The sequence below is a fragment of the Lysobacter brunescens genome, assembly GCF_042677005.1.
In the GTDB taxonomy this organism is placed as follows: Bacteria; Pseudomonadota; Gammaproteobacteria; order Xanthomonadales; family Xanthomonadaceae; genus Lysobacter_I; species Lysobacter_I brunescens.
In genome coordinates, this window is sequence record NZ_JBHTIF010000001.1 from 634,247 (window position 1) to 654,736 (window position 20,490).

Sequence of the window (20,490 nt, forward strand, 5' to 3'; positions counted from 1 at the left end):
AGCTTTTGGATGTCAATTTCAATACTCAGATAGTGAAACTCCCGTGCTGATTTCGTATCCTGCAGGATAGGCATTGACGTCATAAAACCGCTCTCCCGAGTCCAAGCGTAAATCATTGATCCGCTAGGAAATCGGAAAATCATCGCTTGGATTTGGCTTTCACCAAGTCCAAGGCGGCAGAGAAAGAGAGAGAGAATTTGGCGAAAAATTGGCCAAAACGCGCGATGTGCCACCCGCGCCAAGTCCAAAGGAAATTCGCGGAAATCCTGAAAAATAAGGGGTTTCGCAATGCCACCGAGAGCGGTTTGTTTCGGTGTGATGGCCCACCAGGATTCGAACCTGGGACCAAGGGATTATGAGCCCCCTGCTCTTTGGACCGTGCCGCACAAAAATCCCGAATTTTGCCGGGCTTCCCGGAACCATCGGACTAATCCGGACAACCCTAGACTGCTTAGTGGTGGGCCCACCAGGATTCGAACCTGGAACCAAGGGATTATGAGTCCCCTGCTCTGACCGTTGAGCTATAGGCCCGTCGTGCGGGGACCATTCTAGCCCAACGAAAAAGCCCGCGAGATGCGGGCTTTTCCGGGGCGGGCTTCGCGAGGATCAGTCGATGTCGAGGAAGCTGCGCAGTTGCTCGGAACGGCTGGGATGACGCAGCTTGCGCAGGGCCTTGGCTTCGATCTGGCGGATGCGCTCGCGGGTGACGTCGAACTGCTTGCCGACTTCCTCCAGCGTGTGGTCCGTGTTCATGTCGATGCCGAAGCGCATGCGCAGCACCTTGGCTTCCCTCGGGGTGAGGCCGGCCAGCACGTCGCGCACGGTTTCCTGCAGGTTGATGTTGGTGGTGTTCTCGATCGGGGACTCGACGTTGGTGTCCTCGATGAAGTCGCCGAGGTGGCTGTCCTCGTCGTCGCCGATCGGCGTTTCCATCGAGATCGGTTCCTTGGCGATCTTCAGGACCTTCCGGATCTTGTCCTCCGGCATGTCCATTTCCTTCGCCAGCTCTTCCGGCGTCGCTTCGCGGCCGTACTGCTGCAGCATCTGGCGCGAAATGCGGTTGAGCTTGTTGATCGTTTCGATCATGTGCACCGGGATGCGGATGGTGCGCGCCTGGTCGGCGATCGAGCGGGTGATGGCCTGGCGGATCCACCACGTGGCATAGGTCGAGAACTTGTAGCCGCGGCGATATTCGAACTTGTCGACCGCCTTCATCAGGCCAATGTTGCCTTCCTGGATGAGGTCGAGGAACTGCAGGCCGCGGTTGGTGTACTTCTTGGCGATCGAGATCACGAGGCGCAGGTTGGCCTCGACCATCTCCTTCTTCGCCTTGCGCGCCTTGGCTTCGCCATAGGCCATCGCGCGGCTGATTTCCTTGATGTCGACCAGTTCGAGGAACAGCGCCTGTTCGATGGCGATCGTGGCTTCCTGCTCGGCAATGATCTGGTCCTTCACGTCGCGCAGGCCCGACGACCACTTCTGCTTGCGCTTGAGCATCTCGTCGACCCAGCCCAGGTTGGTCTGGTTGCCTTCCCACGCGCGGATGAAGTCCTTGCGCGGCATCTTGGCGATGCGGGTGGACAGGTCGAGGATGCGGCGCTCGTGCTCCTTGATCTGGCCGAGCACTTCGCGCAGCTTGCGCACGAGGGTGTCGGTCAGCGGCAGCGGCAGCTTGAGGGTCATGAACTGCTCGGCCATCTCCTCGCGAAGCTTGGCCACGGCCTTGTTGCCGGCACCCTGCTTGGCATAGCCCTTCTGGAACTTGAGGTAGCTGGCGGCGAGCTGCTCCATCCGACGCGCGACTTCGGCAGGATCCGGACCGGTCGGACCGGCGTCGTCGCCACCGGCGGCATCGTCTTCGTCCTCGTCGATCTCGGCCTCGCCCTCGGGCAGGTCGGCGACGGGAATCTCCTCGGCCGGCTCCTCGACGTCGTTGAAGCCGGAAACGATGTCGGCCAGGCGCTTCTTGCCGGCCTTGTGCAGGTCGTACTCTTCGAGCAGCAGCTGGACCGACCACGGGAAGCTGGCCAGCGCCGACATCATCTGGGTCAGGCCTTCCTCGATCCGCTTGGCGATGGCGATTTCGCCTTCGCGCGTCAGCAGTTCGACCGTACCCATCTCGCGCATGTACATGCGCACCGGGTCGGTGGTGCGGCCGCCCTCGCCGTCGAGCGCGGTCAAGGTGGCGGCGGCCTCTTCGGCGGCGGTATCGTCGACTTCGCGACCACCGGTCGCGCCGTCGGCGAGCAGCAGGGTGTCGACATCGGGCGCAACCTCGTGCACCTCGATGCCCATGCCGTTGATCATGCCGATGATGTCTTCGATCTGCTCGGGATCGACCAGATCGTCCGGCAGATGGTCGTTGACTTCGGCGTAGGTCAGGTAGCCCTGCTCCAGACCCTTGCTGATCAGTTGCTTGATGTCGGACTGCGGAGCCGGACGTTCGTTGGCCATGGGGCGCCACCGTGGGAAAGTGAACCCGTAATTATAACAGCCCCGGGAGGGAAACTGGGCGCCGGAACGGGCAGGAACGGCGCGGGAGGCGTGCGGGCTGTGCCGCGGGACCTGAAGTGAAGAGACGTGCCTCCAGGACGAAAGGAGGCATCCGGCGCACGATGTGGTGCGCGGACCGGGGCATTGCAAGGGTCCAGTGGGCGTCGGACCGGGCCGGCGCGCGAAAGTTCAGGCACGAAGCAGGAAGGTCACCGGGCCGTCGTTGAGGAGGGATACCTTCATGTCGGCACCGAAACGGCCCGTTTCCACGGGCGATCGATGCTGTTGCCTGCAATAGTCCACCAATTGAGCGAAGATTCTCTCGGCTTCCGCCGGTGGCGCGGCGGTGCTGAAGCTCGGCCGCAGGCCAGACCGGGTGTCGGCGGCGAGGGTGAACTGACTGACCAGGAGCAGGCCGCCGCCGGTGTCGGCCAAGGACAGGTTCATCTTGCCGGCCTCGTCGGAAAACACCCGGTAGCGCAGCAGGCGGTCGCCCAGCTTCGCGACCTGGGCCGCGCCGTCGCCAGGTTCGACGCCGACCAGGGCGAGCAGACCGGGGCCGATGGCGCCGACGGTCTCACCTTCGACGACGACGCTGGCGTGGGTGACGCGCTGGATGAGGGCGAGCATGCGGGCGACCGGGCGGAATGCGGGGAGGATGGGGCAGGCGGCATCGTACACAGGCGCGACCGGGCACCGCATGCATGGCTTCCAGGCCACGGGGCGTCGGCAACCATCGCTTAGACTTCAGGGATGACCGAAACACTCGCCCGCCTGCTGGCCTTCCTCGTCGGCGCCGTCGCCCGCCTGCCCTGGGCGTGGCTGCGCGCGGGAGCGGACGGCATCGCGGGCGTGATGCGCCGGCGCGGCACGCGCGAGAGCCGGGTGGCGCTGCGCAACCTCGAACTGGCGTATCCCGGATTGGCTGCGACCGATCGCGACGCGCTGCATCGGGCGATCCTGCGCACCACCGCGCGGCAGACGCTCGAAACGCTGCGCCTGTGGACCCGGCCGCATGCCGAGAACCTGGGCATGATCCGCGAATCGCACGGCGTCGAGCTGTTCGACGCCGCCATCGCCGCCGGTCGCGGCGTGATCGTGGCTGCGCCGCACTACGGCAACTGGGAGCTGTTGAACCAGTGGCTGGCCGCGCACACCGAGCTGGCGATCCTCTACCGCGCGCCGGAGTCGGCGCTGGGAGAAGCCTTCCTGCGCCACGTACGCGCCGACGGCGCGGAACGCGTCGTGCAGATCCGCGCCGAGGCCGCCGGCATCCGCCAGCTGTTCAAGCGCCTGCGCGACGGCGGCGTGGTCGGCATCCTGCCGGACCAGCAGCCGAAGAAGGGCGACGGCGAGTTCGCGCCGTTCTTCGGGCGGCCGGCCTACACCATGACCCTGCTGCCACGCCTGGCCGAACGCAGCGGCGCGGCGGTGCTGTTCGCCTACTGCGAGCGCATCGGCGACCGCAGCTTCGCGCTGCGCATCGAACCGGCGCCGGCGGACATCGCCTCCGCCGACACCGTCGTCGCGACCACGGCGCTGAATGCAGCGGTGGAACGCATCGCCCGCCGTGATCCGGCGCAGTACCAGTGGACCTACAAGCGCTACACGCTGCAGCCGTCGATGAACCCGGTCGACAATCCCTATCGCGATCTCGAACGCCGACGCCATCCCGCCCAGGGCACGCCATGACGACCAACGACCCCGCCGCAGACCCCGCCGCCGACCCTGCCGACGCCTCCGTCGGCGCTCCCGATGCCATCGATGCGACGGATGCGCGCAGCGCGCCGGCGCCGGCCATGGACACCCCGCTGCCGCTGCGCGAATGGCGGCCACTGCCGGCGCGCGCCTACCGCGTCTTCCTGATCGTGTCGCTGATCGTCGCGGTGCCGCCGGCCATCGCCGCCACCGTGGTGCTCCATCGCACGGCCGATTCGCTGCTGTGGCTGCAGATCGCTGCGGTCTGGACGCTCGCGCTGTCGCTCGCGGCGTGGGTCGCGCGGCGACGCTTCCGCTACACGTTCTGGCTGCTCGACGACGCCGGTTTCGCGGTGCGCCGCGGGCGGATGTGGCAGTGGGAAACCCGCGTGCCGACTTCGCGCGTGCAGCACCTGGACCTCAAGCGCGGGCCGATCGAGCGTGCCCACGGCCTGGCCTCGCTGGTGCTGCACACCGCCGGCACCCGGCTGAGCGCGGTGAGCATCTCCGGCATGGAGGACGCGGACGCCGAGGCCCTGCGCGACCATTTCAGCCGACAGATCGACCGGCAGGACGACGATGACCACGCCTGAGCCCTCGGCACTGCCCGCCGGCATGGACGCGGCTGCGCCGGAGCGCCGGCTGCATCCGATGTCCTGGCTCTTCGTGCTGATCCAGCAGCTGCGGCAATTCATCCTGCCGCTGATCGTGCTGTTCGTGATGGGACGCGGCGACCGCAACGATCTCTGGGGGCTGGTCGCGATCTGCGTGCTGGCGGTGATCTCGATCTGGCAGTACTACACCTATCGCTTCCGCATCGGCATCGACAGCCTGCAGATCCGCAGCGGCCTGCTGGAACGCAGCCTGCGCGAGATCCCGTTCGCGCGCATCCAGAACGTCGCGCTTCGCCAGACCCTGCTGCACCGGATCTTCGGCGTGGCCGAGGTGCGCCTCGAATCGGCGGGCGGCATCAAGCCGGAAGCGGAGATGCGCGTGCTGACGCTGGCCGATGCGCTGGCGCTGGAAGCGCTGGTGCGACGACGTCGCGGCGAAGCGCGCACGGGTCCAGCCGCACCCGGTGCTGAGACGCACGACGACGGCGAGGTGCTGCTGCGCCTCGGCGCGGGCGACATCATCCGCGCGGGCCTGATCTCCAATCGCGGCATGGTCGTCGTGGGCGGCGCGTTCGCAGCGCTCGCGCAGCTCAGCCGCGACCTGTTCTCCCAGATCATCGAATCCTGGGTGCGCGGCCTGTTCGGCGTGGTCGAGGATTACGGCCGGGGGCACGAGACCGCCGCCGTCCTCGTCCTGATCGTGCTGTTCCTGGTGGTGGTGCGGCTGTTCTCGATCGCCCTGGCCTTCCTGCAGTACCACGGCTTCCGCCTCGAAGAGCACGGCCGCCGGCTGACCCTGGAACGCGGCCTGCTCAGCCGCGCGCGCACCAGCACGCCGCGTCGGCGCATCCAGTCCTGGACGCTGCGCGAAGGCATGCTGCACCGGCTGTTCGGGCAGCGCTCGCTCGAAGTCTCGACGGCGGTGCTGGAGAACGGTTCCGACGGCCAGCCGCGTTCGCTGCGCGAGATCGCGCCGGTCGCGACGCCCGAACGCTGCGACGCGCTGATCCGCCACCTCGCGCCGCAGGTGCAGTGGCCACCGGCGCAGTGGCAGCCGCTGCATCGCAGCACCTTCTGGCGTCTGGCCGTGCCGCAATGGCTGCTGACCCTGGCCATCGCGGTGCCGGTGTCGCTGAACTTCGGTCCCTGGGGCGCGGCCCTCGTCTGCCTGTGGCTGCCCTGGGCCGGCTACATCGCCTGGCAGCACGCGCGCCACGCCGGCTACTCGGTCGATGCGCGGATGGCGGCGGTGCGCGGCGGCTGGTGGACGCGCACCTGGCGGTTCGCCGAGATCGGCAAGCTGCAGGCGATCCGTTTCTCGCAATCCCCGCTGGACCGCACGCTCGGCACCGCGACCCTGCTGCTGGACACCGCCGGCGGCAACGCGATCGGCGACCCGCTGCGCCTGCGTTTCATCCCGGTCGACGAGGCTCGCGCGCTCGATGCCCGCCTGGCCGGCGAGATCGCACGTTCGACGATGCGATGGTAGGTCGCGCGAGAGCGCGACCTACAGTCCCCAATAGCCCAGCTTCGCGCGGATCTGCAGGGCGTTGTAGCGGCCCTTGATCGGTTTGCGCGCCAGCCGGCCGAGGCGGCCGGCGAGCAGGTCCTCGGTCGCGGCGATCACGCGCTCAGACGCGCAGCCGTCTCGATACGGGTGGATGGCGTCGGCGTAGTCGGCGAGCGCCGCGCGCAGCGCGGGACCCGGCGAGAAGGCTTCGGCCAGCATCGCAGGCAACACGGCCGGATCGTCGAAGTCGATCATGTGCGCCTTCGGCGCGCGGTTGCGGAAGGTCACCACAGGTTTGTGCTGGACGACGAACTCGGACACCACCGACGTGGTGTCGGCGACCAGCACGTCGGCGGCGCGCTGCGCGGCCATCAGCTGCTCGGTCTCGACGAAGAAGGCATTGGCGCCTGCCAACGCGCGATAGCGCTCGAACAGCTCCGGCGCGCACTTCGGATGCAGGGTCAGCAGCCAGTAGCGGTCGCCGCGCGCGATTTCGGCGGCGATCGCGTCGAGCAGGTGCGGCGCGGCACTGAGGCGCTCGGTGAAGGTGGAGGCGAACAGCACCACGGGACGATCGCGAGCCGGCGCGCGCAGCGCGGCAGCAGCGCCGTGGTCGTCGCGGAACAGCGGATCGAGCTTCGGCCAACCGGTCTCGACCACGGCGAAATGGCGGTGGCGCTGGGCCAGTTCGCGGAACGGCAGGGTGGTCGCCGGGCCCTGCGTGCAGTACAGGTCGAACAGGCCGCGCACGCGGAAGTGACCGCGCGCCTCGTCGCGCTTCTCGACATTGAATCCGTGGAACACCTGGACCTTGGCGCCGGAGACGAAAGTCGGCACCCAGTTCGCCGCCGAGAACACCGCGCGCGGCTTCAGCGCCACCGCGTCGCGCAGGCCGATCATGCGCACCGGCGCGGCGAGACGGGCGCCGGCGGCGCCATCCTCGAACCACGCGTGCACGCCGTGCCCCGCCGCTTGCAGCGCATCCGCCAACGGCTGCAGGATGGGCAGCGCGTAACGCTCGGTCGCGAACAACAGGTATTCCGCCATCAATACGTCCTTCACCTCGCCAACGCCTTCGGGGGCACCGTCCACCGCCTCCCCCCGGGGCGCAGTGCCGATTTCGGCCTGTATTATCACGTTCAACGAGGCCGACCGCATCGGCGACTGCCTCGCGTCGCTGGCCTTCTGCGACGAGATCGTGGTGGTCGATTCAGGCTCGACCGACGCCACCCGCGAGATCGCGGCGACGGCCGGGGCGCGGGTGCTGGAGCGGGCGTTCACCGGGTTCCGCAGCCAGAAGCAGTTCGCGGTGGACCAGGCGCGCCACGACTGGGTGCTGTGCCTGGACGCCGACGAGCGTGTCTCGCCCGAGCTGCGCGCCAGCCTCCTCGCTGCCCGGGATGCCGGTTTCGCCGATGCCGCCGGCTACCGCTTCGCCCGCCTGAGCGAGTATTTCGGCCGCTTCCTGCGCCGCGGCAACGCCTATCCCGACCGCGTCCTGCGGCTGTTCGACCGCCGGCGCGGCGGCTGGCGCGGTGATCGCGAGATCCACGAAGCGGCCAGCGTCGACGGCCCGGTGAAGACCCTGCCGGGCGACCTGATCCACTACCCCTACCGCTCGCTGATGCAGCAGCTGCAGAAGACCGAGCGTTATGCGCGGATGATGGCCGAGCACGAATTCGCGCGCGGCAAGCGCGCCTCGCTGGGCAAGCTGGTGCTGTCGCCAGCCTGGCGCTTCTGGCGCGGCTACGTCTTCAGGCTGGGCTTTCTCGAAGGCTGGCACGGCCTGGTCTACGCCTATGTGCGGGCCAATTACGTGCGCCAGAAAACGATCATGCTCTGGATGCTGGAACGCGGCCAGAAGGTGGAGTGAGCATGATGGCCGACGGCCTCGACCGCCTGCGCTTCGACAACCGCTTCCTCGCCGAACTGCCCGGGGACCCCGACACCGGTCCGCGCCGGCGCGAGGTGCGTGGCGCGCTGTGGTCGCGGGTTGCACCGACGCCGGTCGCCGCGCCGCGCGTGCTGGCGGTGTCGGCGGAGATGCTCGCGGACCTGGGCCTGGACGCGACCGACGCCGCCTCGCCCCGCTTCGCCGAGGTGTTCGGCGGCAATGCCCTGCTGCCGGGCATGGATCCGTTCGCGACCAACTATGGCGGCCACCAGTTCGGCCACTGGGCCGGGCAGCTGGGCGACGGCCGCGCGATCTCGCTGGGCGAAGCCGTGACCACGACCGGCGAACGCCGGGAACTGCAGCTCAAGGGCGCGGGACCGACGCCATATTCGCGCACGGCCGACGGCCGCGCGGTGCTGCGCTCGTCGATCCGCGAATTCCTGTGCAGCGAGGCGATGCACCACCTCGGCGTGCCGACCACGCGCGCGCTGTCGCTGGTCGCGACCGGCGACGAAGTGATCCGCGACATGTTCTACGACGGCCGCCCGCAGGCCGAACCCGGCGCGGTGGTCTGCCGGGTCGCGCCCTCGTTCCTGCGCTTCGGCCACTTCGAACTGCCGGCCGCGCGCGGCGAACACGACCTGCTGCGGCGACTGGTCGACTTCACGATCGCCCGCGATTTCCCGCATCTCCGTGGCGAAGGCGAAAACCTCCATGCCGACTGGTTCCACGAGATCTGCACGCGCACCGCGCGGCTGATGGCCGAGTGGATGCGCGTGGGTTTCGTCCATGGCGTGATGAACACCGACAACCTGTCGATCCTCGGCCTGACCATCGACTACGGCCCCTACGGCTGGATCGACGCCTACGACCCGGACTGGACACCGAACACCACCGATGCCGGCGGAAAGCGCTACCGCTTCGGCTGGCAGCCGGCGATCGCGCGCTGGAACCTGATGCGCCTGGCGCAGGCGCTGGCGCCGCTGTTCGGCGCGGTCGAGCCGCTGCAGGCCGGCATCGACGCCTTCGGCACCGCCTACACCGCCGCCGAGCGCGACAACACAGCGCGCAAGCTCGGCCTGGCCGAGTGCCGCGACGAGGATGTCGCACTGATCCGCGACCTGCATGCGCTGATGCACGCGGCCGAGATCGACATGACCCTGTGGTTCCGTGGCCTCATGGACCTGAACCTCGACGCGCCCGCGCCCGCCGAGGACAGCTTCTACGACCCGGCCCTGCGCGCGACGCATGCCGAAGCCATCGACGCCTGGCTGCGCCGCTACACCGATCGCCTGCGCGACGACCCGTTGCCGGCAGACCTGCGCCGGGAACGGATGCGCCTGGCCAATCCGAGGTTCATCCTGCGCAACTACCTCGCCCAGCAGGCCATCGACCGCGCCGAAGCCGGCGATCCGGGTGGGGTGACCGAACTGCTGGACGTGATGCGCCGTCCGTACGATGACCAACCCGGCCGCGAAGCCTTCGCCGCACGGCGCCCGGACTGGGCCCGGAACCGCGCCGGCTGCTCGATGCTGTCCTGCAGCTCCTGAGGCGCGCACGCCCACAGCCCGATCCACCGCACCATGCGCCGACGCATGCGCGACGGCCGTCTCTATTCGGCGCTGCACGGGGATCGTGTGTGCGGGCTTTGGCGGCTACGATAACGGGCTGCGTCGCCCCGGCGCCCCGCGCCGCGCCCCGTCCACTCCCGAAGGTGTTCCTCGATGGCCCGTATCCTCGTCACCGGCGGCGCCGGCTTCCTCGGCTCGCACCTGTGCGACCGCCTGCTCGACGATGGCCACGACGTCCTCTGCGTCGACAACTTCTTCACCGGCAGCAAGCGCAACATCGCGCACCGGATCGGGCATCCCTACTTCGAGCTGATGCGCCACGATGTGACCTTCCCGCTGTACGTCGAAGTCGACCAGATCTACAACCTCGCCTGCCCGGCATCCCCGGTGCACTACCAGCACGACCCGGTGCAGACGACGAAGACCAGCGTGCACGGCGCGATCAACATGCTCGGCCTGGCCAAGCGCCTGAAGGCGCGCATCCTGCAGGCCTCCACCAGCGAGGTCTACGGCGACCCCGAAGTGCACCCGCAGCCCGAAGGCTACTGGGGCCGGGTAAACCCGATCGGCGTCCGCAGCTGCTACGACGAGGGCAAACGCTGCGCCGAGACGCTGTTCTTCGACTACCACCGCCAGCACGCCCTCGACATCAAGGTCGTGCGCATCTTCAACACCTATGGCCCGCGCATGCATCCCAACGACGGGCGCGTGGTCAGCAACTTCATCGTGCAGGCGCTGCGCGGCGAGGACATCACCATCTACGGCGACGGCCAGCAGACGCGCAGCTTCTGCTACGTCGACGACCTGATCGAAGGCTTCGTGCGGACGATGAAGACCCCGCACGGCTTCACCGGCCCGATCAACATCGGCAATCCCGGCGAATTCACCATGCTGGAACTGGCCGAGAAGGTGCTGGCGCAGGTCGGCGGCCGCTCGAAGCTCGCGTTCAAGCCGCTGCCCTCCGATGACCCGAAGCAGCGCCAGCCCGACATTTCGCTGGCGCAGTCAGAACTGGACTGGGAACCGAAGGTCGCGCTGGACGACGGCCTGAAGGAAACCATCGCCTACTTCCGCAAGCTGCTGGCCGAAGGCGACGTCGGCGAGGGCCGCGCGGCATGAGCACGACATTTGCCGTCATCATCACGAACTACAATTACAAGGCATTCGTCGCCGAAGCCATAGAAAGTGCGCTGGCGCAAACCCGACAGCCAGACCAGATCATCGTAGTCGACGACGGATCGAAGGACGGCTCCCAGGATCTTCTACGGGAACGCTATGGCAACGACGCACGCATCACGCTGGTCATGGATGAGAACGGCGGCCAACTCGTCGCATTCCAGCGCGGACTGGCGGCAGCCAACGCCGACGTAGCCTGCTTTCTTGATGCAGACGACCGTTGGCAACCGGACTATCTCGAGAAAGTAGGACAGACTTTCGATACAAGGCCAGATGTCGATTTCGTTTTTTCCGACATCGTGCGCTTCGGCGGCGAGAACAAGCGGATAGGAGACGCCAATCATGAAATCGACTACGGCTATACCGCCATTGCCACGTATGCGCTTGCGCATTGGTACGGTGGCCCCACATCCGCATTGAGCATTCGCACCGCAATGGCAAGGGAATGCGTGGATCTTCCATCAGCCCTCGCAAAGCGCTGGAGGCTGTGCGCCGATGCCGCACTGGTCTACGGTACGAGCATCCTCGGTGGGCGCAAATTATTCCTCCCGACGAATGCTGTCATGTATCGCGTGCATGGCAACAATGGCTGGTGGTCGAATCGGGGACAAGTGGCGAGCTACAAGAACCGAATCCGTACACGCGAACTCATCAATCACTTCGGCCAAGTCGCTGGCGTGTGCATGACCTCCACGGAATCCGTGAAATTCGAGTTTAGAACCAAGCCCAGCCCTACGCGACAGGAAAGGCGACGTTACATATCGATCGCCATGATGAGCCCCGGCTCTCTGTGGAAGCGAGTCGAGCGCAGCGCCGGAATCAGGTTCAAAAGAGCGAGCACAAAAAGGGCGTCCGATTGATGGACGCCTCGAAAAATCATCCCGCCGAAGGACATGTGGCCAGCAACCCCATCGTGGAGGTGCTGCAAGGCGAGGGCATGACTACCCATGGGGACGACGTCGCCCTCGGTTTCGCGACATGAACACGACCACAGCAGACACAGCAGCACCCAAGACCATGACAACCACGTTCGCGGTCGTCGTCACCTGCTACAACTATCGCGATTTCGTGGCCGAAGCGGTGGACAGCGCGCTGGCGCAGACCCGCCCGCCGAAACAAGTGATCGTGGTCGACGACGGCTCGAAGGACGGCTCGCAGGACCTGCTGCGCGAACGCTACGGCAACGACCCGCGCGTGACCCTGCAGATATGCGAGAACGGCGGCCAGCTGGTCGCGTTCCAGCGTGGCCTCGCCGCGACCGACGCCGACGTGGTCTGCTTCCTCGATGCCGACGACCGCTGGGGTCCTGGATACCTGTCGAAACTGGGCGCGGTCTACGATGCGCGGGCCGACATCGGTTTCATCCACTCGGATATTGCGCTGTTCGGGAACGAAATCCGAATCAAGGGAGAGGGCCCGTCGCCTATCGATCACGGCTACACCGCGCTGGCGACTTATGCGCTCGCGCACTGGTATGGCAGCCCGACATCGGCGTTGAGCCTGCGCCTGACCGATGCCCGGACTTGCCTCAACGTTCCGATCGAGATGAGCCGTTCATGGCGCCTGTGCGCCGATGCCGTGCTGGTCCACGCATCCAGCCTGATGGGCGTGCGCAAGCTGTATCTCCCAACCGGCGAGGTGGGCTATCGCATCCATGGCAACAATGGCTGGTGGTCGCAACGCAGCCACGAAGCACGCTACCGCAATCAGATCGGCAGCCGCAGCCTCATCGAGTACTTCGCGAACATCGCGGGCCTATGCCCGCGAAGCCTAGCATCGGCGAAACTCGAGTTCCGTACCAAGCCGACCCCCAGCCGGGCCGAAGCGCGCCGCTACGCTACGATCGCGATGATGGGTCCGGAGCCACTCTGGAGACGGCTTGAGGATGCCCTGTCGATCCTGATCGGCCGTCGCCGGTGAATGGCCTGACCAAGCCATGAAAGTCCTGCTCACCAACTTCCACGAAGGCGACGGCGGCGGCCACACCACCTACCTGATGGCGCTGGCGCGCGGATTGAACGCACGCCACGAGATCCACGTCGCCGCGCCGGCGACCAGCCGGCTGCATCGCGAAGCCGCTGCGCTCGATAGCGTGCACGCGTTGGCGCAGCCGTTCCCGAACGGCCTGTCGAAATTCCTCGCAAGCCTGCGCGCGCGGCGCCAACTGCACGACTACCTGCGCCGGCACGCCTTCGACATCGTCCACGTCAACGGTTCGGCCGATCATCGCCTGGTGCTGTCGGCCTGTCGCGGTCTCGCGCGGCGCCCGAAGATCGTGTTCACCAAGCACAATTCGAAGCCCGCGACCGGCTTCACCCATCGCCTGCGCGCGAAACGCACCGACCTGGCGATCGCGGTCAGCGATGCCACCCTGCGCGAGCTGCAGGCCACGCCCTACGCCGCCTGCGCGCCGCGCACGATCCGCAACGGCGTCGACATCCGCCACTACGCACCCTGGCCTGCCGACGAGGCACGCATCGAGCGCGACCGCTGGTGCGGGCCCGACGACCTGCTGCTCGGCAGCAACGCCGGCACCGCCGCGCACAAGGGCTGGATGGATCTGGTCGAGGCTCTGGCGACGCTGCCGCCGGAACGCCGCGCGCGCGTGCATGTCCTGCTCTGCGGCAAGCCACCGACCGCGGAACAGACCGCGCGCATCGCCGCGCTCGGCCTGGATGTGCAGGTCCACTTCGCCGGCCTGCTGTCGGACGTGCGTCCGATGATTGCCGCGATCGACGTCGGCTTCGTGCTGTCGTACGCGGTCGAAACGATTTCCTTCGCCTGCCGCGAAATGATGGCGATGGGCAAGCCGGTGCTGGTCAGCGATTACGCCGGCCTGCCCGAGAACATCGAGGCCGGTGTCGACGGCTGGATCGTGCCAGTGCGCGACCGCGACGCGATCGCCCGTGCCGTCTCCGCCCTGCTCGATGGACGCGACCGCCTGCACGCGATGGGAGTCGCCGCGCGCACCAAGGCCGAGCGCGCATTCGGCCTGGAACACTTCGTCGATGCCACCGAGGCCGCCTACGTGGCCCTGCTGCCGTCGGCAGCCGCGCCCGGGTCCGGGAGCCCGCCCGGGCGCTGATCTTCGAAAGGCCCGCTCAGCGGGCGCTCTTCTTCTCCTTCTTCTCCGCGCGCTTTTCCTTCAACGTCTTTTCCGGTTTCTTCTTTTCCTGCTTCTTCTGGTCCATGCCCTTGGCCATGGTGGACTCCTGTGTCGATGGATGGGTCCCCAGCGTACTGCCGAGGCGCCCAACCGGTAAACTGCGCGGATGCCTATCCTGACCCTCAATGACGTCGATTTCGGCGTCGGCGGCCCGCTGCTGCTCGACGGCGTCGACCTCGCCATCGAAGCCGGCGAACGCATCGCCCTGATCGGCCGCAACGGCGCCGGCAAGTCCACCCTGCTGCGCCTGCTCGCCGGCGAACTCAAGCCCGACGACGGCGACATCCGCGCCGAGACCGGCGTGCGCATCGCGCGTCTGGAGCAGGAAGTGCCGCACGACGCCGCCGGCAGCGTGTTCGACGTGGTCGCCGCCGGCCTGGGCGACCTGGGCACGCTGCTCGCCGACTACCACCACCTCATCCACGCCGACGCGATCGACACCGATGCGCTGGCCGCCGTGCAGGCGAAGATCGAAGACGCCGGCGGCTGGTCGGTCGACCAGCGCGTGACCGAGACCCTCGCACGGCTGGACCTGGACGGCGAGGCTGACTTCGGCCGGCTGTCCGGCGGCATGAAGCGGCGCGTGCTGCTGGCGCGCGCGCTGGTGTCGGCCCCGGACCTGCTGCTGCTCGACGAACCCACGAACCATCTCGACATCGCCGCGATCGACTGGCTGGAAGGTTTCCTCAAGGCCTGGCCGGGCGCCGTGGTGTTCGTCACCCACGACCGCCGCTTCCTGCGCGCGCTGGCGACGCGGATCGTCGAGATCGATCGCGGCCAGCTGACCAGCTGGCCCGGCGACTGGAACAACTACCTGCGTCGCCGCGAGGAGCGCCTCAATGCCGAAGCGCAGGAGAACGCGCGCTTCGACAAGCTGCTCGCGCAGGAAGAGGTGTGGATCCGCCAGGGCATCAAGGCCCGTCGCACCCGCGACGAAGGCCGTGTGCGACGCCTGAAGGCAATGCGCGACGAACGCGCGCAGCGTCGCGACCTCACCGGCAACGTGCGCATGGAAGTCGCGCAGGCCACCAGTTCCGGCAAGAAGGTGATCGAGGCGAAGGACGTGTCGTTCGCGTTCGGCGACCGCGCCCTGGTGAAGGACTTCTCGACGACGATCATGCGCGGCGACCGCATCGGCCTGATCGGCGCCAACGGCAGCGGCAAGACCACGCTGCTCAAGCTGCTGCTGGGCGACCTCCAGCCGCAGTCGGGCGAGATCAAGGTCGGGACGCAGCTGCAGATCGCCTATTTCGACCAGTACCGCGCCACGCTGCGCGAGGACTGGAACGCGCTGGAGAACGTCGCCGAGGGCCGGGATTCGGTGACCATCAACGGCCGCCAGAAGCACGCGATCGGCTACCTGCAGGATTTCCTGTTCACGCCGGAGCGCGCGCGCGCGCCGATCACCCGCCTGTCCGGCGGCGAGCGCAACCGCCTGCTGCTGGCGAAGCTGTTCGCGCAGCCGTCGAACCTGCTGGTGATGGACGAACCGACCAACGACCTCGACGTCGAGACCCTGGAACTGCTGGAAGAGCTGCTCGGCGAATACGAAGGCACGCTGCTGCTGGTCAGCCACGACCGCGACTTCCTCGACAGCGTCGTGACCTCGACGCTGGTCATGCCCGATGCGGGTTCGAGCGACGGCATCATCGGCGAGTACGTCGGCGGCTACAGCGACTGGCTGCGCCAGCGAACCGCGAGCGGCGATGCTGCGAAGTCGGCTGCGAAAGCCTCAGAGCCGGCGAAAGCCGCGCCCGCGCCTGCAGCACCCGCCGCCGCGAAGCGCAAGCTCAGCTACAAGGAACAGCGCGAACTCGACGAGCTGCCGGCGCGCATCGAAGCGCTCGACGCGAAGATCGCGGAGATGACCGAGGCGATGAACGACCCGAGCTTCTTCCAGCGCGACCACGCCGCGATCAACGCGCACAACGCCGCGCTGGCGGCCGCGCAGGCCGAACTCGAACAGGCCTACGCGCGCTGGGAAGCGCTGGACTCCTGACGCGCCCGGCTGTTGTAGAGCGGAGCTTGCTCCGCTCGGGCTTTCCCGTAAGAGGCATGAGCGGAGCAAGCTCCGCTCTACAAGAGCGCAGCGGGTCTTCGACCCGCTCTACAGCGACGCGGAAACGGGCAGCCTCAATCGTCCTGCCCGTCCGCCTCGTTCTGGGTCTGCACGCCCGCAGGCACGCAATTCGCATCGGCGGCGGCGGCGGACACCAGCCACCAGCGGCGACGGTTGGAGACGCCGGCGAATTCCGCCTTCGACTTGTCAACGCACTGCGACAGCGCCGGCTCCTGCACCAGCAGCCACCGCGTCTCGGGTTTCTCGGCCTGCCAGCGCATGCCGCGCATCAACTGCTCGGGCCACAGCACCTTGAAGCCGAAGGTCGCCGCAGGGCGGTCGGCCATCAGCAGGTTCTGTTCCTTCCACGCGACCAGGCCGAGCTCGGCATCTGGGCCGATGCGCTGGCCGACCGAGGTCATCAGGCCTCCGGCCGAGCTCGACGGATTGAGCAGCGGGTACGCGAGCACGCCGTACAGCACCCAGATGCCGCCGAGCGCCCAGAGCATCGCCGACACGCCGTTGCGCACGCGATGCCAGGCCGCAGCGCCCAGCGCGAAAGTACCCATCGCCATCAGCATCGCGAACAGCGCATGGCCACCGTCGGTGAAGCCGCGATCGCTCATCAACTTCTGTTCGAACTTCGGATCGCCGAACCATATCGCCAGGCCCGCGCCGAGGAACACCACGCCGAACACCAGCGCGAAGCCGAAGCCGATCCGCTTCGCCCACAGCCGGCGCACGATGCCCGGCAGCAGCGGGCCCAGCGCGAGGCAGGCCATCGGCAGCGCGGGCATGATGTAGACATCGCGCTTGCCGCTGGGAATCGAGAAGAACAGGATGATCAGCGCCCACCACGCCAGCGGCAGCAGGTAGCGCGCATCGCGGCGGCGCAGGCGGCGTGCCCAGGCCGGGAATGCCCAGAGCAGCGCGAACATCGTCGGCAGCCAAGCGGTCGCCATCACCACGAAGTGGTAGTAAGGCGGCTGCGGGTGATCCCAGGATTTCGCGTAGCGCCCAGCAGTCTGCCGGAACAGGATGTCGTGGAGATACGCCTTGTACTCCGGATTGTCCTGGCTGAGCGCGGTGGTGACCATCGGTACCAGCCACAGCGCGGCGGCGAAGACGAAGGCGACCGGACCGAGCAGCAGGCGCCAGTCTTTCGCATGCACGCGCACGCGCGGCCAGTGCATGAACGAGGCGACCACCGCCGGGAGGATCATCAGCAGCGACAGCGCGCCGACGCCCTTGGTGATCGTGCCCAGCCCTGCCGCGAACCAGCCCAGTGTCCACAGCTTCCAGTTCGGCCCGCACAGCAGGTGGCGCAGCAGGCCGTAGTTCGCCAGGGTGATCCAGAACATCACCAGCGGATCGATCTGCGCCTTCTTGCTCTGGTAGGTGAACTGGAACGCGAACAGCAGCGCCCACGCCGCGTACAGGCCGACCTTGCGCGTCCACAGCCGGCGGCCGAGGTCGTACACGCACCACAGCGTGCCCAGCGCGGCCAACAGCGACGGCAGCAGGAAGGCGATCCGCCAGTTACCGAAGATCGTGTAGAAGGCGGCCTCGAACCACATCAGCATCGGCGGCTTGTCCGAATACAGTTCGGTGCCGCGATGCGGGAACAGCCAGTCGCCGCTCTCGATCATCTGCTTGGCGACGAGGGTGAAGCGGGGTTCGTCCGAGGGCCAGGGATCGCGCAGGCCAAGCCCCGAACCGAGGATCAGCAGGGCGACGAAGAAGAACAGCCAGAACTCTCTGGAGGCGTGGGTCTTGAGCATGGTCGAATGATACGGAGGCGGGGCCCCGACCGCGACCATGACGGCGCCGCGGGTCAACCGCGCTTGCGCACCCTGGCGTAGAAGAACCCGTCCATCCCGCCCTCGCCAGGCAGCCGCTGCCGGCCCGGGCCGTCGGCGTGGCCGAAGGCGTCGGACAGCGGCTCGACCACTGCGTCGGGGGTGCGGGCCAGGAAGGCCTCGACCTGGGCGGCGTTCTCGCGGCGCAGGATCGAGCAGGTGGCATAGACCAGCACCCCGCCGGGGGCGAGCACCGGCCACAGGGCATCGAGCAGCCAGGCCTGGGTCTCGACCAGCGCATCGATGTCGGCGGGCTTGCGGTGCAGGAGGATGTCCGGCTGGCGGCGCACGATGCCGGTCGCCGAACACGGCGCGTCGATCAGCACCGCGTCGAGCGGCGTGCCGTCCCACCACTTGCCGAGGTCGGCGGCATCGGCCGCCTTCAGCACGACGTGGCCGCCGGCACCGACGCGGCGCAGGGTCTCTTCGGTGCGGCGCAGGCGGCGCGCATCGACATCCAGCGCGATCAGGCGCAGCGACGGGTCGCGTTCGAGCAGGTGCGCAGCCTTGCCGCCAGGCGCGGCGCAGGCATCCAGCACCCGCGCGCCGGGCGGCGGCGCCAGCGCGTCAGCGACCGCCTGCGCGGACCCGTCCTGCACCGAAACATCGCCATCGGCGAAGCCGGGCAGGTCCGCGACCGCCATCGAATCGGCCAGGCGCAGCGCATCGGGCAAGGTCGCGTCAGTCTCCGCCTTGATGCCGGCCTCGCGCAGCCGTTCGCGATACGCATCACGCGTCGTCGCCTGCCGGTTCGCACGCAGCCACAGCGGCGCGGCAGCGGCGCTGGCGTCGAGAATGCCATCGGCCTGCGCTGGCCAATCGGCGCGCACCTCGGCGAGCAGCCAGTCCGGCCAGTTCGACGACGGGTCGGCCTTCGGCAGACCCTCACGCAGCGCGCGACGCAGCAGCGCATTGACCATGCCCGCCTGATGCGCACGACCCAGCGCACGCGCGGCCTCGACCGTGGCGTCCACGGCCGCATGCGCCGGCAAACCGAGCGCATCGATCTGCGCGAACCCGACGTAGAGCAATGCGCGCACCGGCTGGTCGCGTCCGCCCAGCGGCTTCGCCAGCCAAGCATCGAGCGCGGCGGCGTAGCGCGTGCGCTCGCGCAGCGCGGCGAAGCAGATCGCCTCGACCAGCGCGCGGTCGCGCGGATCCTCCAGCGTCGGCAATGCCTTGGAGAATTCGCCCTTCAGCGAACGGCCGCGATGCAGCACGGCATCGAGCACGCGCGCGGCGATGAGGCGGGAAGCGGTGCCGTCGGTCATGGTGCGGTCTCGGCGTGCGCCACGCGTTCGAGCGCGTGTTCGGGAAACGAGGCGAGCCACGCCGTGGTGGCGTCGGGCTGGACGCATTCGACGAGGTACATGTCCGGCAGGCCGTCGGCGCTCAGGATCGACACGACGGCGCCGGTGTCGCCGATGGCGGGCGCACGCGCGCCGAGCCCCGTGCAGCCACGGCATCCGTCAAGCGAACGCACGCGGACCGCGTCGTATTCGCGGATCGCCGTCATCCGGCGGTCGCCAGCAGGTCGCGACGCGCGTTGAGGTAATCGGCGGCGGTGATCGCCTTGCCGCCTTCACGCTGCAGCGAGCGGATGCGCAGCGCGCCGTCGCCGCAGGCGATGTCGATGCCGTCGCGACCGGCGGCAATCACCCGCCCCGGCGACTGGTCGTGCGCAAGGTCCAGCGCCACCGCGCCATGGATGCGCACGCGCTCGCCGGCGAGTTCGGCTTCGGCCACCGGCCACGGATTGAAGGCGCGGACCTTGTTGGCAAGCACGACCGCCGGCTGCGTCCAGTCGAGCTTCGCCTCGTGCTTGTCGAGCTTGTGCGCGTAGGTCACGCCCTCGGCCGGCTGCGGCACCGCAACCGGCACGATGTCCGCGCGCAGCAGCCCAAGGCCGTCGGCGAGCACCTGCGCACCGAGATCGGACAGACGATCGTGCAATTGGCCGCCGGTCTCCTGCGCGCCGATGTCGATGCGCTGCGACAGCAGCACCGGGCCGGTGTCCAGGCCTTTCTCCATGCGCATCAGGCAGACGCCGGTTTCGGTGTCACCGGCCTCGATCGCGCGCTGGATGGGTGCCGCGCCGCGCCAGCGCGGCAGGAGCGAGGCGTGGACGTTCCAGCAGCCGTGGGTCGGGATGTCCAGCACCTTCTGCGGCAGGATCAGGCCGTAGGCGACCACGACCATCAGGTCGGGCTTCAGCGCGCGCAGTGCATCGCGCGACACTTTCTCGCGCAGGGTTTCGGGCTGGAACACCTCGATCCCGCGCTGCAGCGCCTCGCGCTTCACCGGCGACGGCGTCAGCGCCCGCCCGCGCCCGGCCGGACGGTCCGGTTGCGTGTACACGGCCACGACCTCGCCGAACTTCGCGGCGGCGCGGAGACAGGGCACGGCGAACTCGGGCGTGCCGGCGAAGACGATGCGGAAGGTCATGGCGA

The 20,490-nt window shown here is 68.0% G+C and carries 18 protein-coding genes and 1 tRNA gene; 11 read left to right on the top strand and 8 right to left on the bottom strand.

What is annotated here, in order from left to right:
- Window positions 1-455 precede the first annotated feature (455 nt).
- The 3 genes from ACFQ0E_RS02655 to dtd form a co-directional block, all read right to left on the bottom strand.
- A tRNA-Ile gene (locus ACFQ0E_RS02655) sits at window positions 456-531 on the bottom strand.
- A gap of 75 nt (window positions 532-606) precedes the next feature.
- Window positions 607-2,454: an RNA polymerase sigma factor RpoD gene (gene rpoD, locus ACFQ0E_RS02660; protein ID WP_386822150.1), complete on the bottom strand. Its 1,848-nt coding sequence runs from the start codon at window positions 2,452-2,454 to the stop codon at window positions 607-609.
- 228 nt (window positions 2,455-2,682) lie between these two features.
- A complete protein-coding gene (gene dtd, locus ACFQ0E_RS02665; protein WP_386822151.1) occupies window positions 2,683-3,123 on the bottom strand; it encodes a D-aminoacyl-tRNA deacylase in 441 nt (146 codons plus the stop codon).
- A 123-nt stretch (window positions 3,124-3,246) separates the two neighbouring features.
- On the opposite strand from dtd, the gene ACFQ0E_RS02670 reads away from it, so the two are divergent.
- From ACFQ0E_RS02670 to ACFQ0E_RS02680, 3 genes are read left to right on the top strand one after another with little or no spacing between them, the layout of a single operon-like run.
- Window positions 3,247-4,185: a lauroyl acyltransferase gene (locus ACFQ0E_RS02670; protein WP_386822152.1), complete on the top strand. Its 939-nt coding sequence runs from the start codon at window positions 3,247-3,249 to the stop codon at window positions 4,183-4,185.
- Window positions 4,182-4,784: a PH domain-containing protein gene (locus ACFQ0E_RS02675; RefSeq protein WP_386822153.1), complete on the top strand. Its 603-nt coding sequence runs from the start codon at window positions 4,182-4,184 to the stop codon at window positions 4,782-4,784. The genes ACFQ0E_RS02670 and ACFQ0E_RS02675 overlap by 4 nt, the downstream gene beginning before the upstream one ends.
- 22 nt (window positions 4,785-4,806) lie before the next feature.
- The gene (locus tag ACFQ0E_RS02680; protein WP_449284340.1) at window positions 4,807-6,294 is read left to right on the top strand and encodes a PH domain-containing protein; all 1,488 of its coding nucleotides are present in this window, start codon (window positions 4,807-4,809) and stop codon (window positions 6,292-6,294) included.
- Between the two features lie 18 nt (window positions 6,295-6,312).
- On the opposite strand, the gene ACFQ0E_RS02685 is transcribed toward ACFQ0E_RS02680, so the two are convergent.
- Complete coding sequence (locus ACFQ0E_RS02685; protein ID WP_386824007.1) at window positions 6,313-7,365, bottom strand: CDP-glycerol glycerophosphotransferase family protein; 1,053 nt, start codon at window positions 7,363-7,365, stop codon at window positions 6,313-6,315.
- Between the two features lie 61 nt (window positions 7,366-7,426).
- Here ACFQ0E_RS02685 and ACFQ0E_RS02690 point away from each other — a divergent pair, with 61 nt between their 5' ends.
- From ACFQ0E_RS02690 to ACFQ0E_RS02725, 8 genes are all read left to right on the top strand, one after another.
- Entirely contained in the window at window positions 7,427-8,188 is a 762-nt protein-coding gene (locus ACFQ0E_RS02690; protein WP_386822155.1) for a glycosyltransferase family 2 protein, read from the top strand.
- Window positions 8,189-8,193: 5 nt separating this feature from the next.
- On the top strand, window positions 8,194-9,759 hold the full coding sequence (locus ACFQ0E_RS02695; protein ID WP_449284341.1) for a protein adenylyltransferase SelO: 1,566 nt from the start codon (window positions 8,194-8,196) through the stop codon (window positions 9,757-9,759).
- Between the two features lie 174 nt (window positions 9,760-9,933).
- Window positions 9,934-10,899, top strand: a complete 966-nt coding sequence (locus ACFQ0E_RS02700) for a UDP-glucuronic acid decarboxylase family protein (protein WP_386822156.1) — start codon at window positions 9,934-9,936, stop codon at window positions 10,897-10,899.
- Window positions 10,896-11,816, top strand: coding sequence for a glycosyltransferase family 2 protein (locus ACFQ0E_RS02705; protein WP_386822157.1), 921 nt, complete (start codon window positions 10,896-10,898; stop codon window positions 11,814-11,816). Before ACFQ0E_RS02700 ends, ACFQ0E_RS02705 begins: the two co-directional genes overlap by 4 nt.
- Window positions 11,816-11,938: a hypothetical protein gene (locus tag ACFQ0E_RS02710; RefSeq protein WP_386822158.1), complete on the top strand. Its 123-nt coding sequence runs from the start codon at window positions 11,816-11,818 to the stop codon at window positions 11,936-11,938. The genes ACFQ0E_RS02705 and ACFQ0E_RS02710 overlap by 1 nt, the downstream gene beginning before the upstream one ends.
- Before the next feature lie 35 nt (window positions 11,939-11,973).
- Window positions 11,974-12,876 (top strand): glycosyltransferase family 2 protein, encoded by a 903-nt coding sequence (locus ACFQ0E_RS02715; protein ID WP_386822159.1) that lies wholly within the window; start codon window positions 11,974-11,976, stop codon window positions 12,874-12,876.
- Between the two features lie 16 nt (window positions 12,877-12,892).
- Window positions 12,893-14,041: a glycosyltransferase family 4 protein gene (locus tag ACFQ0E_RS02720; RefSeq protein ID WP_386822160.1), complete on the top strand. Its 1,149-nt coding sequence runs from the start codon at window positions 12,893-12,895 to the stop codon at window positions 14,039-14,041.
- Between the two features lie 187 nt (window positions 14,042-14,228).
- Complete coding sequence (locus ACFQ0E_RS02725) at window positions 14,229-16,121, top strand: ATP-binding cassette domain-containing protein (RefSeq protein WP_386822161.1); 1,893 nt, start codon at window positions 14,229-14,231, stop codon at window positions 16,119-16,121.
- A gap of 134 nt (window positions 16,122-16,255) precedes the next feature.
- Here the strand turns inward: ACFQ0E_RS02725 and ACFQ0E_RS02730 are convergent, their stop codons facing one another.
- From ACFQ0E_RS02730 to fmt, 4 genes are read right to left on the bottom strand one after another with little or no spacing between them, the layout of a single operon-like run.
- The gene (locus ACFQ0E_RS02730; RefSeq protein WP_386822162.1) at window positions 16,256-17,962 is read right to left on the bottom strand and encodes an ArnT family glycosyltransferase; all 1,707 of its coding nucleotides are present in this window, start codon (window positions 17,960-17,962) and stop codon (window positions 16,256-16,258) included.
- 53 nt (window positions 17,963-18,015) lie between these two features.
- Window positions 18,016-19,311 (bottom strand): 16S rRNA (cytosine(967)-C(5))-methyltransferase RsmB, encoded by a 1,296-nt coding sequence (gene rsmB, locus ACFQ0E_RS02735; protein WP_386822163.1) that lies wholly within the window; start codon window positions 19,309-19,311, stop codon window positions 18,016-18,018.
- Entirely contained in the window at window positions 19,308-19,556 is a 249-nt protein-coding gene (locus ACFQ0E_RS02740) for a hypothetical protein (RefSeq protein ID WP_386822164.1), read from the bottom strand. Before ACFQ0E_RS02740 ends, rsmB begins: the two co-directional genes overlap by 4 nt.
- The gene (gene fmt / locus ACFQ0E_RS02745) at window positions 19,553-20,485 is read right to left on the bottom strand and encodes a methionyl-tRNA formyltransferase (RefSeq protein WP_386822165.1); all 933 of its coding nucleotides are present in this window, start codon (window positions 20,483-20,485) and stop codon (window positions 19,553-19,555) included. Before fmt ends, ACFQ0E_RS02740 begins: the two co-directional genes overlap by 4 nt.
- Window positions 20,486-20,490 lie beyond the last annotated feature (5 nt).